Origin of the sequence: Acinetobacter brisouisimilis (assembly GCF_000368265.1) — a bacterium.
In the GTDB taxonomy this organism is placed as follows: Bacteria; Pseudomonadota; Gammaproteobacteria; order Pseudomonadales; family Moraxellaceae; genus Acinetobacter.
The window spans coordinates 322028-337399 of the sequence record NZ_KB851218.1; the positions used below are offsets into that span (position 1 = coordinate 322028).

The following is a 15372-nucleotide window of genomic DNA, read 5'->3' on the forward strand; positions in this document are numbered from 1 at the left end:
GCTCTAACTATAATGCTTGGATTAAATCCACCACATGTTGTGTGGCTTCTGGTTGTGCGTGTTGACGCGCTTTAGTTGCCATTTCAGAGAGTAACTGGCGATTCATCAGCGGAGTCAATAATTGCTGTAAACTTTCAGGGGTCATACTGGCTTGCGGACAGATTTTTGCTGCACCAATACCCTCAAGAAAACGGGCATTGGCGGTTTGATGATCATCGACCGCACTTGGCAGTGGAATAAAAACGGCGGCAACGCCTGCGGTTGCGACTTCCGTCACTGTCAACGCACCTGCCCGACAAATAATCAGATCGGCATCGCTATAAGCTTTTGCCATATCTTCAATAAAGGGAACCACTTGCACTTGTAACTGCTGCGGCGCATTCGCATAGCGAGTTTGCGTTTCAGCAAGCTGTTTTTGCCCGCACTGATGGATAATATGCAATTCAACATTGAGTTGTTTAAATGCTTCTGGCAATTTTTCATTCAGTGCTTGTGCGCCGAGTGAGCCGCCGACCACCAAAATATTCAGCGGTTGATGGGCTTGTTCACGGGTTTCGTAACGCCATTTCGGTGTTAATGTCTCGGTAATTTCTTTACGTACAGGGTTGCCAGTCGTCACAACCTTGCTCGATGCAGGAAACGTATTTGGAAATGCCTGACAAATTTTACTTGCCACACGTGCCAATTGTACATTGGTAAAGCCCGCAACGGCATTTTGTTCATGAATCAGTACAGGAATTCCAAGCGCGCGTGCAGCCAAACCACCTGGACCTGCAACATAACCACCAAAACCTGCAACCACATCGACTTGTTGCTGTTTCATGAAGCGCATCGCGGCTAAAGTTGCGCCCAAAATTTTAAATGGTGCAACCAGTTTACGTAGTAAACCATTACCACGTACACCCTGAATATCAATCTGATAAATCGGAATGTTTTGGTCTTTTAACAAACGGTTTTCCATGCCTGCTGGAGTTGCCAGCCAAGAGACACGATGACCTTGTTGTTGTAATAATTTTGCCACGGCTAATGCAGGGAAAACGTGTCCACCCGTACCAGCAGCCATCATCATGACATGTTTCGGTTTTTGTAATTGAGAATTGGTCACGGTTAAATACTTCAGCTGTGCAAGTTACGTAAATTTCTTGGCTTATTTTAATCATAAAGTCTTATTGGCGTGAATGATTTTCACGTCATTTAAACAAATATTGATTAATTAAAGTGATACTGATCTTGTTATCTCACATTCTTGCTAAATCATGCTTCATCTGTTTGTTCAAATCACGACAAGTTCGGTATTTTTCTCTCACGGTAAGCACGCAAATCAACTCAGTCGATACACAACCCTTCATCAGGCAGTTTTTTTAGATCATAAGAAATCGATATGATTTATATTCAATATGTTATTGATGCTGGTCTTAAAAATTGATGAGCGTACCTTGATACGCTCATATTATCGGATTTTGAATATTTTTACCGACTAAACAGCTCACAGGAGTGAATTAACGCCCCCGCTCTAGCACATTAAATAATGTATCAGCAATCGAAGTGCCAAACTGAGCATCGATTTCACGGATACAGGTTGGGCTGGTCACATTAATTTCAGTAACGTAATTACCAATCACATCTAATCCAACAAACACCAAACCTTTTTCGCGTAAGAATGGGCCGACTTTTTCAGCAATTCGCTTGTCATTTTCACTCAATGGTCGAGCCTGTCCTAAACCACCCGCTGCCAAGTTACCACGCACTTCACCATTTTGCGGAATCCGTGCCAAGCAGTAAGGAATCGGTTCGCCATTGACCATCAAAATACGTTTATCCCCTTCCACAATTTCAGGAATATAGCGCTGTGCCATGATCGGCTGCTGACCATTTTGGGTTAATAGCTCAAGCGTCGATCCAATATTCACACCGTCTTGGAATAAACGGAAAATTCCCATTCCCCCCATACCATCCAGTGGTTTAACAATCACATCGCCGTGTTCAGTAATAAACTCGCGCATCAAACTTTCTTGTGATGTGACCAGAGTTGGAACTTGAAGCTCAGGGAACTGGGTTGCAAATAGTTTTTCATTGCAGTCACGCAATGACTGTGGTTTGTTGATAATCCATGCACCTTCGCGTTCTGCCTGCTCCAGAATATAGGTGGTATAGACAAAATTCATATCGAACGGTGGGTCTTTACGCATTAAGATCACATCGTAATCCGCCAGTGATTGTTTTTGTTTTTCACCCAGTTCGTAATAATGCTGATAATCTTCAAAAACTTTCAGTGGTGCAATCAAGCCAAAGGCTTTACCCTGATCAATATATAAATCTTGTTGTAAAACATACCCCAAATCATGTCCACGGCGACTCGCAGTCCATAGCATTGCCATGGTCGAGTCTTTCTTCAGATTGACATTTTCAATGGGATCCATCACAACCAGTACACGCATGATTTTTTACTCTAGCTATTTTTTGATGAGAAAAAGTATAGCGGAGATTGTGGCGGTCTTTTTCTGAATTTCAGTAAAGCCTCATATATTATTTGCAAGAAAATAAAGGAGGAACCCATGCAGCAGGCGATTATTGGGTTTCATTTAGATGAAGAACAACACTGGGTTGCTGATCTGGCCTGTGGGCATACCCAACATGTACGGCATACGCCACCGTGGCAGAACCGCCCTTGGGTCATGACTGAGCAAGGACGTCAGGAAAAATTGGGGATGATGCTTGAGTGTAAGAAGTGTAATGAGGAAAATTTCGAATAAGTAATTTTATTGGCAAAAGATAAGAGATTTACTTCATAAAATGCCGACTTGTTGCAGAATTGGCATTTCTCTAGTTTTTGGATTCTTTAAAATGAATCAAGTTGATGATTTTAATTAATTCAACATATAAACCATTATATTAAATATAGGGTTCATAAGGTTTATCCAAGGATGAAGCCCATAGCTTAAATGCTTCATTCATTTTATTGCTTTGCTCTTTAGATACATCTGGATAAGAATAAAATCTATCGTAATCATTTCTAAAGTGACTGCTTTCAACTCTTTTAGCTAGTCCATCAATAAATTCTTTTCCTTGGATTATATAACCTTGAATTGCTTCCTCATCGAGGATAATAGCTTTTTCGAAACTCACTATTCTTACATTGATAATAACATTGAGATACATCCCGTCATTATCTTTATATAGTTCCCAATAATAAGGTTTGATTTCTATTAATTGCATATTTTAATCTTAGCTCCATCTTTCAAACTGATTAGCTACGAATCTATAGGCATCACCTTCTTCTTTTGATGAAAATAAAAGCTCAGGCTTATCTCTTTCGGTATAGTAAACACGCCACTCTTCTTTTTGTTTTAATACACTAATACATTCAGAATTTTTGATTTCATCAAAAGAATAACTACTTTGATGGATTCTCATCTGCTTTAATAATTTAATAAGCTCATCTCTAGTCATTGTTAGACTCTTAATTATTAAATGCTTCTAAAGTTAACATAATAAACCTTATACAAAATTCTTAAAATTTATCATTACTATCAATACCTTAATCAAATCCTATTCAGGGTTCCACACAGTGCAACGGCCTTTTCATGATTTTTCACATTTCACGACTATTATTTAATCAATGTTTTATCGTTTAAATTAAATCCACTCAACAATTTACTTAAATAATAAATAAAAAAGGAAGCCTTAGCCTCCTTTTTTATTTAGGTAAATATAAACTTAGATACCATATTTCTCACGGTATGCCTGCATATTGGCTAGAGCTTCTTTCTCACCTTTGGCATCTAGATAATCCATCAAATCTTTCATGGTAATCAGTGCATGTACAGGAATCTCAAGTTCTTTTTGCACTTCCTGAATTGCAGAGAGTTGACCCTGACCACGTTCCTGACGATCTAACGCAACCAACACACCCGCAATGCTTGCACCTGCATTTTTCAAAATGGTGACCACTTCACGAATCGCTGTACCAGCGGTAATCACATCATCAATAATCCAGACTTTTTTACCTTCAACAGCAGCACCGACCAAAACACCACCTTCGCCATGATCTTTAGCTTCTTTACGGTTAAAGCCCCAAGGCACACTTTTACCATGAATTTGTGATAATGCCACAGCCGTTGCAGCAACAAATGGAATCCCTTTATATGCAGGCCCAAAAATAACTTCAACATTGTCACACTGAATCAGTTGATCCGCATAACCTTGTGCAAGCAATGATAATGCTTCACCATCGTTGAGTAAGCCTGCATTGAAAAAATAAGGGCTAACACGACCCGATTTTAAAGTAAACTCACCAAACTTCAGCACACCTCGTGATAAAGCAAGGTCAATAAAAGCCTGTGGGTTAAATTGAGATGGCGTTGTCATGAGGGCTCCAAATTTAGATATTAAGGTAAGACTTGAGCATGATACCAAAGGATCACTATCCAAGTGAGGCAAAAATTCTACGCGTCGTCTCGATTAACGTAAATGGGCTACGTTCTTCTGTGACCAAAGGTCTGCTGGACTGGCTAGAACAGTCCGATGCTGATGTGGTCTGCATTCAGGAAAGTCGTATTACCCATGCCCAATGGACAGACAAATTTAAACCAGAAGGCTGGCATACGCATCTCTTTCCAGCAGAACGTGCAGGTTATGCGGGCACGGCAATCTATAGCCGACTCCCCTTTCTCTCGGTTCGGGATGGTCTGGGCTTTGAACTGGCAGATTCACAAGGGCGTTTTATTTGTGCCGAATTTGATTTAGGACTAGAGCAACCTGTACATATTGCATCGTTGTATTTACCTTCAGGTTCTTCAGGTGAAGAAGCGCAAATCCGTAAGGATCAATTTTTAGATGAATACAAAAAAATCCTGAAGCAATGGCGTGATGAGAATAAATCCATCATTGTCTGTGGCGACTACAACATCGTACATAAACGGATTGACATTAAAAACTGGTCAGGCAATCAAAAAGCTTCAGGCTGCCTCCCTCATGAACGTGCATGGCTTGACCATATTTATGATGAACTGGGCTATGTCGATACCTTCCGTGTGGTGCGCCCTGAACCAGAACTGTATTCCTGGTGGTCAAATCGCGGACAAGCCCGTGCGAAAAATGTCGGTTGGCGAATTGACTATCAGGCCTGTTCACCTGACTGGAAAACGCGCACAATGAACGCATGGGTCTATAAAGACCAATGGTTTAGTGACCATGCACCTGTTATTATTGACTATCAGCTCAATTAATTTCTGTGAACACATGTTCACAAAACTACTAAAAATAACTTACATCCATTGTCGCCTAAAATGCTTTTTTCTGACATCACTTTGTAGCAATATACACGCACGGCACAAGGACATGTCAGGATGACAGCAAAAGGATAGGACGCCGTAGGATGAAGTAAAAATAAACTAAGTTTCTTAGATTATTTTTCAAGGATGTGACATCGGACGTTGTAAATGAGACCCGCATAATCAGGATGATCTAATGCGGGTTTTCTCTATTTGAAATACCCATTTTTCCCAACAAGATAAACATAGCCGAAAACAGATTTTTTGGTTAAGCTCATTTGTCATATTGATAGATGAGTAATGAATATGCTGAAAATTTACGGTATCAAAAACTGTAATTCCATGAAAAAAGCCTTCGATCTGCTGAATGAATTAGGTTTAAGCTACGAGTTTCATGACTATAAAAAGCAAGGCATTGATACAACAACAGTCAAACAATGGCTAGATACCTGTGGACAAGACCAGATCTTAAACAAAAAAGGCACCACATGGCGTAAACTCAGCGAAGCTGAACAACAGCAAGCGCTTACAAACGAAGACAATCTGATTCAGGCACTCATCACACATACCAGTTTAATTAAACGCCCTGTGCTGCAAACTGCTCAAGGCTTCGTTGTTGGCTTCGATGAGGCTGCTTACCGCAACTTAAAGTAAAAAAATAAAGCCTAGACAACATGTGTCTAGGCTTTATTTTTTAAATATCAGATGTTAGTGAATACGATTCCAAGTCTGGTTACGTCCAAGCGCAGAAAAACCCAAATACCCCCGAATTTTAAGCTGTTTGCCGCCGTTAATTAGCTGACCTTTTAGGCTATAGGTTTTGCCATTTTTCGGATCAAGGATTGAACCATTATCGTACTGATTACCCCCCACATTTTGCAGACCACGTACAATCGTCACACCATGTAATGGTTTGTTTTTGTAGGGACCTTCGCAGTTGGTACAGCTATTTTCTTCCCCAGGGGTCAGTACTTTTTGAATACTTGCAGACAATGTGCCATTTTTTTGCTCGGTAAAGACAACGATTGCTTTAGGCTTTTTGGTTTCATCATCAATAGTTTGCCAAACTGTTCCATTGAGCTGATCTGCTGCATGTGCAGCCATCGCGGCACCAAATAGTCCAAATGCAAGTAACATTTTTTTCATTATTTCTTCCCTAATCATCTATGGTATTGCCAATCTTCAGTATTCAAAATACACCGCCAATTTGCAATTTCTCAGTGTGACCGTTTAGTGTTGCCTTGTAACAATATTTACAAGATCATCCTATATTATGCTGTTCCCTTGCAAGAGGAAATGTCAAGCAAGACCACATCAGATAAAAAGCTGGATAAACATTAGCCGTTTTAAATGAAGCATTTTGAACTCCAATCACTGCGTTTTTTGCGCAAGTTGCTGCAAACGCTGAAGCAGTGCAGCCATTTTAAATTCACCCGTTAAACGCAAACTGCGTAGTTCCTGATGTTGAGTGTCTAAAAACAAATAGGTTGGTGGCCCCAAAATATCCCATTGACTCAATAACGCCTGATGCGAAGCATCATACTGACTCAAATTCAGCTTGATCAGATAAAATGGCGCAAGTGCCTGTTGTACCTGCGGTTGTGGCAATATCTGATGTTCAATAGGCTGACATGCCACACACCAGTCAGCATAGACATCAACCAAAATAGCCTGCCCTTGAGGAGCTTGTGCAAGCAACGTCTGAAATTCGGCAGCAGTCTTGGCAACATGCCATTGCACCTGAGTAGAGGTCCCAACAGTATTTTGACCTTGCCACCACTGGTATTGCTGGTAAGCGTATGCAGGCACCAGACTCAGCAGTAAAGCTGCATACAGCCATTTTAGACCGCGCACATGTTTCACTGTGCCATAAAGCAAATAAGCAATAAAACTCACCAGCAGCAATACATTCAGGAGTTGCCACGCACTGCTATTCAAGATAGGGCGAATAAAATACAGCGCCAGCCCCAACATAATAAATGCAAAGACCACCTTAACTTGCATCATCCATAGCCCCGCTTTGGGCAAGGCTCTGGAGCCGAGTAAACTGACCAGCAGCATTGGGACTCCCATTCCCATGCCTAAGCTAAACAGTAAAACTGCACCATGCCATGGATTTTGGGTCTGAGAAATAAACAGTAAAGCGCCTGCAAGAGGTGCTGTCATACACGGCCCGACCAGCAAAGCAGAAATCACCCCCATGACTGAGGCACCAAGTAAGGACCCCCCTTTTTGCATAGACTGTGCCTGATCTAAGCGATGTGTCCATGTCTGTGGCAATTTGATTTCAAACAGACCAAACAGGTTCAGCGCAAAGACCACAAATAACAAGCTAAATGCCATTAAAATGCTCGGCTGCTGTAACCAGCGCTGAAAGCTCAAGCCAAATGAAGATGCCACCACACCCAAAACTGCGTAAACCGATGCCATACTGCATACAAAGACCAGTGCAATACTCCATGCTTTTAAACCCTTATGCTCCCGAATCAAGAGCGAAGTCAAAATAGGAATCATCGGTAAAGAACATGGGGTAAAAGCCAGCAAAATTCCTAAGCCTAAGAACAACAGTAACCCATACACAAAAGAATGTTGACTGAGGCGCTGTGACCAGACTTCATCATCGGCGGTTAAAACTGTGGTGGTTGGCGGGTGGGTATTCTTCGTCTCTGCGACCGCTGCTGTGGTATTTAAAGTATTGGAATCTAGTGATGTGGATTGCTGCTGTGAAAGTTCAAGCAAACTAGACTGGGTACGCACCTGATCTTGCATACTGATCAGACCATCGGCATCGGTGCGAATGGTGATTTTTTGCGGTGGGTAACACAAACGGTCTTTGGCACAACCCTGCCATGTCACCTGATAACTCTGATTGGGTTGTGTTGGAATACTAAAACTGACCTGATTAAAGTACACCAGACTTTGCCCAAAATTATCATCGTGCTGGGAGACGGCTTGCGGGAATTTAAGTGTGAGTTGCTGTTGCCCCTGCTCTACCGTAAATTTTTGCTGATACAGATAATAATGCGACTGGATTTTCCAGGACAGTTTTGCCTGATGATCAGAGAGAGATTCCGCCGAAAACTGAAATGCCTGTTCAGCAGGCAACAACTCGTCGGCATGGCTGAATACAGGAAAAGATACGATCAATAATAGGCAATATTGTAAGGCTAGCCACAATATTGCCGTTTTTTTGACATGCAACCGCATCGGCAGATCTGCTCATTGAATTTAGAACAGGTAGGATACGCCAAAACCACCACTGTAGTCAGGTACATCACCGCTCAAACCTACGCCAAAACTGGCATCGAATTGTGTGCGATTGTTAAGCTTGTAAATCAAGCCTGTTGCCAACGAAGTCTGCTCAGCCTGACTTTCTTGTTTACGATAAACAAACTGCGAAAAACCTGACCATTTGTTCGCGATCTTATACTTTAAAGTCGGAATAGCTGTCCATGACCAGCGACCATCCTGCATCTCATAAAACATGGTGATACTGGTGTTCAGCAATTCATTTTGCTGATAGGCCACTGTTGAACCCAAAGTATAGGTATCTTGATTTTCTCTAAAACCTCGATTACCTGTCGCAAAGGAGACTTTACCTAAAACCGCCATAGTCATTTGGTCATCTTGTAAATCAATGGCTTTTTTGACCCCGACAGATACATCTCCCAGACCATTATCATTGATTTTTTGACCTGCACGACGGATTTGTGTCCAAGCTGGCCCTTGCCAACCCAACTGTAATTCCATACTGTCGGTCAGACCCGTACGAAAGAGCATATCAGTCTGAATTGTTGTAGTTTTCTCATAACCGTCAGCCGTACCCTGCTTTGTATAAGATACACTTGGCAAGCTTTGTTCCCATGCCAGTTGCCCGACTGGGGTAATACTTGTCCCAAAGCCTGAACCTGGACGGTCAAAAGAAAAATCAGTCGCTAGACTATGCATACTCACTGTTGAAGCCAGTGCGAATGCCGTGGTTTGCCATAGTTTCATAGATATTCTCAAGGATTAAGCGTTAAGTTAATTCTTTTGTCATTTTTGCACCATGCTCACGAAGCAACTGCAAAGTCTGCTTTTGCTCTGGCAAGGTTTGTGACCAATCGATTTCATCATAGTCACATTCAAAAAATAATTGGCTAATTGATGATAACACGGTTAAATCTTCATCATCCAACGTATTTGGGTTGACTTTTTCATCCAGCAACCGCTGCACTGCAGGAACACATGCTGCGCTGGCTGCATCCCAAAGTGGTCCATAAAATTCTTCCGCATCCCACAAATGCACATTGGCTTTCGCCTGAATCAAGGCATCTAAAATTTCAAGATGGGGCTGTAGTAGTTGCTGTTTTTGTTGTTCTGACAAAGGTTGTCCTGCCTCACAAGCATCACACAGCGTTTCCCACCACAGGAACAAGCCATCACAAACCACAGTAATTGGCAAGCCTTTTTGAGGATCCATAAAATTAGGATCAAGCCCTTGAGATAACAGGTCTTGTACTTTGGCTGGGTCAAGTTGTTCAATGGCATCAATCAAGGCATGTTGTGATGTCGTTAGCATGATGGGTTCTCAATGGCAATGTGCTCAAGCCAGTTTAACAAGAAATCCAATATCAAAGACAATAAAAAAGCTCCCGAAGGAGCTTTTTTGGAAAAATCAGTCACTTAAGCTTCGTCTTCTTCTTCTTCAATTTCAAGCGGTTTAGCGCGAGGATTGTCTTTTTTCTCAATCACATGTTCTAGGCTACGTTTTAGGCGTTCGATTGCCCCATGAATTGCAGCATCCACAGTACCTGCTTTATGTGATACAGCAATCGGTTTCAATCCTGCTAGGCGTGCTTCAATCATGCAACGTAGGTCGTCATCTCCGCCCTTATCTCCATTTTCATCACTCAAATGTACTGAAAAGTGAGTAATACGTTCACTGTGACGTTGAAATTCATTCGTAAGTTCTGCACGTATATAACCAATTAGACGTTCACTATTTTGGATATTTTTATCTGTACGGATTTCAATATTCATAATTAATCCTCTCTTATTTCATCGATCTGCGCTGTGCAAAACAAAACAACCATCCATGTAAATGCACCTGAAACCTGATGATGCACGATGGTAAAAACACTTAAATTTATAAGCTTTTACTCTTCCTAAACAGAAGGTGTTGTCACCATTTTTGCATATTGTTTCGGTGTCCTTATGTTTTAAATATCAGGCTATACTCGAAAATATGCAAGCATATTTTGCAAAAAAACGATCAAAAGGAAACCAACCGTGACAACTTCTTACTTGCGTGGTCAGGCACTCATCGATTGTATTCGTTCCACCCCCTACTCTCGTGACTTAATTGGCTATCATGGATCCCCTCCTCAAGCTCACTGGCCACATCAAGCCAAAATTGCGGTGCAATTCGTACTGAATTATGAGGAGGGATCTGAAAACCATATTGAGCATGGCGATGCAGGCTCAGAGCAATTTTTATCAGACATTATTGGCGCAGCCAGTTTTCCTGCCAAACACATGTCGATGGATTCCATGTACGAATATGGTTCGCGTGCAGGTTTCTGGCGTATCCATGAGGAGTTTCAACGGCGTAATTTACCCATGACCATTTTTGGTGTCGGTATGGCACTGATTCGTAATCCTTATGTGGTCGAAGCAATCAAGTCGACGGGCTACGATGTAGCATCGCATGGACAACGCTGGATTCATTATCAAGGCATGTCGATTGAACAAGAACGCCAATATATGGATCAGGCGATCAGTGTACTGGAAACGCTTTTTGGTAAAGCCCCAGTCGGTTGGTACACAGGACGCGATAGCCAGAATACTCGCCAACTTTTAGCTGAATTTCCACAAATTCAATATGATAGTGATTATTATGGTGATGATCTGCCCTTTTGGACCACCCTGACCAACTCAGCAGGTGAAAGCCGACCACATCTGATTATTCCGTATACCCTAGAATCCAATGATATGAAGTTTTGTTCATCTAGCGGTTTCAACAATGGCGAGCAGTTTTATCAGTATTTAAAAGATGCTTTTGATGTGTTGTATGCGGAAGGCGATACTGCGCCAAAAATGCTGTCGATTGGCATGCACTGCCGAATTTTAGGTAAGCCTGGGCGCTTTAAGGCATTACAACGCTTTTTGGATTACATTCAGTCCCATGAACGGGTATGGATTTGTCGCCGTCAGGATATTGCCGAGCATTGGTATCAACATCATTATCCAAAGTAAAAAAATCTGTGTTGGCTCTTGCTTTTTAAGCCATGATTGCACATGTTTAAATAATTAAAAGCAACAATAAACTGGACATAATTATGCAACTCTCAGAATTCAACCAACTCTCCGAGACACAGGCGCAAGAATTTTTAAAACACTGTGTCCATATTTCCTCTTGGGTAAGAACACTTTCTGAACAACGTCCCTATCCAAGCAAGCACACCCTGATCAATGCAGCAGAAATGCAAACAGAAACATGGACGTGGGCAGACATTAAAGCCGCATTAGATGCTCATCCACGCATTGGGGAACAACAGGCAAAACAGACTTTATCAGCACAAGAGCAGGCTCTTTCACAAAAAGAACAGGCCCTCATTTACCAAGGTGTCGAGACGACTGATGCGCTGTATGAAGCCAATCTGGCTTATGAACAAAAATTTGGTTTTATCTTTTTAATTAAAGCCGTTGGGCTGACGCATATGGATATTTTTGAAGCCTTACAGCAACGTTTGCAAAATGACCTAGAGACTGAAAAACAGGTGGTTCATGAGCAGCTTGCGGGGATTGCTCTGCATCGTCTGGAACTGGGAATCGAAAGTGATTAGTACCCATATTTTAGATACGCACTTAGGCAAACCTGCTGCGGCTGTAAACGTGAAGTTATTTGATGCAGCCAGCCATAAATTACTTGGGCAAGGCCAAACTGATGCAGATGGCCGTCTAAAAGATTTTGGCTTAACTGCCATCACTGCAGGCGAATATCAGCTTGAATATGAAATTTTACCTTACTTCGCATCGAAACAACTTGAGACTTTTTTCCCTAAAGTCTGTATCCAGTTTTATGTCGCAGATCCACAAGAGCACTATCATGTGCCTTTACTGATTAGCCCATTTGCTTACTCTACCTATCGGGGGAGTTAAGCAGCAAATTGCTGACGACAAGGTATGATTCTGCCAAGCTGCAGGATTATACCAGTCAGACCAAATGGTCAAAATTAATTCATTTTCTGCACTAATTCCAAGCAGGATACTATGTAAAACCCTACTTTTTGCCGTGAGTTTTTAAATGGTGTTTTTACAGATGAATTATTAAAAAGCGCGTCACTCCTATTGTTCTCTCACACTTTCTCGGCTTTTCTATCGTTTTTCTCAACGATCTGCTGTCGATTTGTCTAATCAATAGCTACATCCCAGCGAAATTTGTTTAAAATTGGTCAGTTTTTTGCATCTTGCTTGCAAACCAGTTTATTTTCGTGGGGAAGTCTACAATGAGCAACATTCGCCTTAAAAAAGCGCTTCTATTATGTGGTATTAGCAGCTTATGTTCTTCAGTTTTTGCATTGCCATTATCTAGCGATGACGCTTGTAAGGCCGCGAATGTCAGAGATTTTTCACAAATGTTTAGCTGTGGTACGGTTGAAGGTAGCTTACGTTTGGCTTCTTACTCAACACACAATGCTTACTTTCTTGATCAGATTGGCATTGGACGTAGCGAAGATACCACTACTGCAGGTGGTTACGTGAATTACAAAACAGCACGTTACAACGGCTTCCAGGCAGTTGTTGGGATTGAAGGTCAAAACCGTCTTTCACACGGTTCTCATAGCGTTTCTGAATTATCAGATGGGACTTTTGGTATTGGCGAAGCTTACCTAAACTGGAAACAAGATAAATTCTCTGTAACCGTAGGTAACCAACGGCTTGATTTACCATTTATGGGTGATTACTCAGACTATCGTGTACAGCCATGGTTATATCAAGGCGTTGACATGAAGTACGGTGATGCCGATAACTTCGTGCGTGTGACCTATATTAATAAATACAAAAGCTATGGTGATGACAACTTTACCCACCGTGACCGTTATAATGACGACTCAACTTTAGATACTCATCTTGATCATGTCACCAGTTTCGGTCTAGGTAAAAAATTCAACTTGAATGATAAATACTTAAAAACTCAGGCATGGGTAGAGAGTTATGAAGACTCATTCAACTTGTATTACGGCGAAGCCAATCTTGGTTTTACCAAAGTTAAATGGAACCCTGAAGTCAGCGTGCAAGCCGCTTATGCCAATGACATTGGTGATGCCCAATTTGGTAAAGTCGACAGCACATCTCTTGGTGCTCAGTTAAAGCTTAAGCCAACGGACAAACTGACTTGGCGTATTGGTTATGACCATGTATTCAAGAAAAATAATGCTTGGGGTCTAGGTAGTTTGCCAACACCTTATGCTCACAATACATCTTCTGATCCGTACTTTGCACAGCCGTTCTTTACCAGTACTCAGGACTTAGGACCTGGCGATTTCTACACTACGGAGCTTTCTTCTCCATTTGGTCAGAACGCTTTTGTCGGTACACGTTTAAGCTATGTTGCAGTGAACGATAGCTACAAAAAACTGAGCAGCCTCAACAATGACATGTATGAAGTGATGTTCTATGGTTTCTATAATTTCACAGGCTCTCTCAAAGGCTTGAGCCTGTCTGAATTTGTTGGCTTCCAGAAACTCCAAGGCGATGCCAACCTGTTCTTGCAAAACCGTTTTGGAATCACTTACAACTTCTAAGTGCCTTGGTATAACTACTGTTTCAACGGTAGTGCTATCTGACCAAGTTGTTAAAAAAGATGCCTCAAGGCATCTTTTTTATTGATTTGCTTTTATTATTTCAAATCAGGTTTAATCCAGTACATTTCCCACGATGTTATTGATAATCCCCTGCATAATGTGTGGTCCCTGCTCCTGACGCAGTTCGCTATACCAAGCTTGTGTAGTTGCTTGATCTTTCATATGCGTTACATCACAGCGCTTGCGGGCACGTAACACCATTTCCTTGGTACGCTCATTACGTTTTTCTTGATAGCGAGACAAGGCATCTTCAATACCCAAAGTATTGATCTGTAAAGCACGCGCCAAATAAATCGCGTCTTCCATCGCCTGACAGCCCCCTTGCCCAATATCAGGAGCGGTACTATGCGCGGCATCACCCACCAACACGACACGACCTTTATAAAACTGTAAAAAGGGTTCAATGTCGTGGATTTCTACCCGATTGGTTTTTTGCGGATCCAGTCGCTCAATCAGGGTTTGCACTTGTGGGCACCAGTTTTGAAAATATTGTTTTAACTGGCTTTGATACTGGCTGCGGTCATTCTCTAGACCTGCTGGTAATGGCACATCCAAAAAGAAATAAAAACGCTGATCCGCCACAGGCATCAGTGATGCTCGCTTCCCCTCACTGACATAAGTCGTCCACCGCTCAGCAGGCGCTAAATCTTCAGAAATATCCACCAGTCCATTCCAGTTGACATAGCCTGCATAACGGCGCTGTATCTGCCCTCCAAGCACGTAAGCACGGGTTAATGAGTGTGTTCCATCTGCACCAATCAAAAGCTCTGCTTCAATCTCATTTCCATCGGCAAACTGAATCTTTACTCGCTGTTCCTGTTGTTCCAAAGCCAGCATGCGTTTGCCCAAATGAATGTCTTCGCGACCAAATTCATCCATCAGCATATTTTGTAAGTCGGCACGCGAGACAGGATAAGGACGCTGCCCAACTTCCTGAATGAGCGGCTGCAAGCTGAACTGGGTCATGGTTTCCCCTGTCAGCCCATCGACATAAGCCAAATCATTCATTTGTCCGCCCAGTTTGGCGATTTTTTCTGATAATCCCAGATAGTTCAGACATTTAACCCCATTTGACCATAACGAAATGGCGGCACCGACGGGAAGAATTTTTTCTGCTTGTTCATAGATGGTTACTTTATGTCCGAATTTTTTTAGTGCAATTCCTGTGGTCAATCCTCCCATACCAGCACCGATAATCACAATGTCCATCTATAGCTCCTTTATATTTATAGCATTTGTTTAATTTTTGA

18 protein-coding genes are annotated in these 15372 nt (G+C 41.9%); 7 read left to right on the top strand and 11 right to left on the bottom strand.

Translation table 11 applies throughout. The features are described 5' to 3' along the window. Positions 1–7 precede the first annotated feature (7 nt). Together murG and gshB are read right to left on the bottom strand one after the other, a co-directional pair. Positions 8–1105 (bottom strand): undecaprenyldiphospho-muramoylpentapeptide beta-N-acetylglucosaminyltransferase, encoded by a 1098-nt coding sequence (murG, locus tag F975_RS02830; protein ID WP_034425615.1) that lies wholly within the window; start codon positions 1103–1105, stop codon positions 8–10. Between the two features lie 394 nt (positions 1106–1499). After that, a complete protein-coding gene (gene gshB, locus F975_RS02835; protein WP_004750000.1) occupies positions 1500–2438 on the bottom strand; it encodes a glutathione synthase in 939 nt (312 codons plus the stop codon). 117 nt (positions 2439–2555) lie between these two features. Here gshB and F975_RS02840 point away from each other — a divergent pair, with 117 nt between their 5' ends. Beyond that, a complete protein-coding gene (locus F975_RS02840) occupies positions 2556–2753 on the top strand; it encodes a DUF3565 domain-containing protein (protein WP_004750001.1) in 198 nt (65 codons plus the stop codon). A 139-nt stretch (positions 2754–2892) separates the two neighbouring features. Here the strand turns inward: F975_RS02840 and F975_RS02845 are convergent, their stop codons facing one another. From F975_RS02845 to pyrE, 3 genes are all read right to left on the bottom strand, one after another. Then, entirely contained in the window at positions 2893–3216 is a 324-nt protein-coding gene (locus F975_RS02845; protein WP_004750002.1) for a hypothetical protein, read from the bottom strand. Between the two features lie 9 nt (positions 3217–3225). After that, a complete protein-coding gene (locus tag F975_RS02850; RefSeq protein ID WP_004750004.1) occupies positions 3226–3450 on the bottom strand; it encodes a hypothetical protein in 225 nt (74 codons plus the stop codon). 267 nt (positions 3451–3717) lie between these two features. Beyond that, the gene (gene pyrE, locus F975_RS02855) at positions 3718–4368 is read right to left on the bottom strand and encodes an orotate phosphoribosyltransferase (protein ID WP_004750007.1); all 651 of its coding nucleotides are present in this window, start codon (positions 4366–4368) and stop codon (positions 3718–3720) included. Between the two features lie 38 nt (positions 4369–4406). On the opposite strand from pyrE, the gene F975_RS02860 reads away from it, so the two are divergent. Together F975_RS02860 and F975_RS02865 are read left to right on the top strand one after the other, a co-directional pair. Beyond that, complete coding sequence (locus F975_RS02860; RefSeq protein WP_004750008.1) at positions 4407–5228, top strand: exodeoxyribonuclease III; 822 nt, start codon at positions 4407–4409, stop codon at positions 5226–5228. A gap of 351 nt (positions 5229–5579) precedes the next feature. Continuing rightward, positions 5580–5927, top strand: coding sequence for a Spx/MgsR family RNA polymerase-binding regulatory protein (locus F975_RS02865; RefSeq protein ID WP_004750010.1), 348 nt, complete (start codon positions 5580–5582; stop codon positions 5925–5927). Between the two features lie 54 nt (positions 5928–5981). Here the strand turns inward: F975_RS02865 and F975_RS02870 are convergent, their stop codons facing one another. From F975_RS02870 to F975_RS02890, 5 genes are all read right to left on the bottom strand, one after another. Continuing rightward, positions 5982–6419, bottom strand: a complete 438-nt coding sequence (locus tag F975_RS02870; RefSeq protein WP_004750013.1) for a DUF2147 domain-containing protein — start codon at positions 6417–6419, stop codon at positions 5982–5984. A 225-nt stretch (positions 6420–6644) separates the two neighbouring features. Continuing rightward, positions 6645–8480, bottom strand: a complete 1836-nt coding sequence (dsbD, locus tag F975_RS02875) for a protein-disulfide reductase DsbD (RefSeq protein WP_004750014.1) — start codon at positions 8478–8480, stop codon at positions 6645–6647. Positions 8481–8501: 21 nt separating this feature from the next. Beyond that, complete coding sequence (locus F975_RS02880; protein WP_004750015.1) at positions 8502–9269, bottom strand: transporter; 768 nt, start codon at positions 9267–9269, stop codon at positions 8502–8504. A gap of 22 nt (positions 9270–9291) precedes the next feature. Further along, positions 9292–9834, bottom strand: coding sequence for an ankyrin repeat domain-containing protein (locus F975_RS02885; protein ID WP_004750016.1), 543 nt, complete (start codon positions 9832–9834; stop codon positions 9292–9294). A gap of 104 nt (positions 9835–9938) precedes the next feature. Continuing rightward, positions 9939–10295, bottom strand: a complete 357-nt coding sequence (locus tag F975_RS02890) for an HPF/RaiA family ribosome-associated protein (protein WP_004750017.1) — start codon at positions 10293–10295, stop codon at positions 9939–9941. Between the two features lie 249 nt (positions 10296–10544). On the opposite strand from F975_RS02890, the gene puuE reads away from it, so the two are divergent. The 4 genes from puuE to F975_RS02910 all read left to right on the top strand — a co-directional run bounded on the left by puuE (position 10545) and on the right by F975_RS02910 (position 14062). Continuing rightward, entirely contained in the window at positions 10545–11510 is a 966-nt protein-coding gene (gene puuE / locus F975_RS02895) for an allantoinase PuuE (RefSeq protein WP_004750018.1), read from the top strand. Between the two features lie 83 nt (positions 11511–11593). Next, positions 11594–12100: a 2-oxo-4-hydroxy-4-carboxy-5-ureidoimidazoline decarboxylase gene (gene uraD / locus F975_RS02900; protein ID WP_004750019.1), complete on the top strand. Its 507-nt coding sequence runs from the start codon at positions 11594–11596 to the stop codon at positions 12098–12100. After that, positions 12093–12416, top strand: a complete 324-nt coding sequence (gene uraH, locus F975_RS02905) for a hydroxyisourate hydrolase (protein WP_034425623.1) — start codon at positions 12093–12095, stop codon at positions 12414–12416. The genes uraD and uraH overlap by 8 nt, the downstream gene beginning before the upstream one ends. Positions 12417–12763: 347 nt before the next feature. Beyond that, positions 12764–14062 (top strand): hypothetical protein, encoded by a 1299-nt coding sequence (locus F975_RS02910; RefSeq protein WP_004750021.1) that lies wholly within the window; start codon positions 12764–12766, stop codon positions 14060–14062. A gap of 111 nt (positions 14063–14173) precedes the next feature. Here the strand turns inward: F975_RS02910 and hpxO are convergent, their stop codons facing one another. Next, positions 14174–15331: an FAD-dependent urate hydroxylase HpxO gene (gene hpxO, locus F975_RS02915; RefSeq protein WP_004750023.1), complete on the bottom strand. Its 1158-nt coding sequence runs from the start codon at positions 15329–15331 to the stop codon at positions 14174–14176. Between the last annotated feature and the right edge of the window lie 41 nt (positions 15332–15372).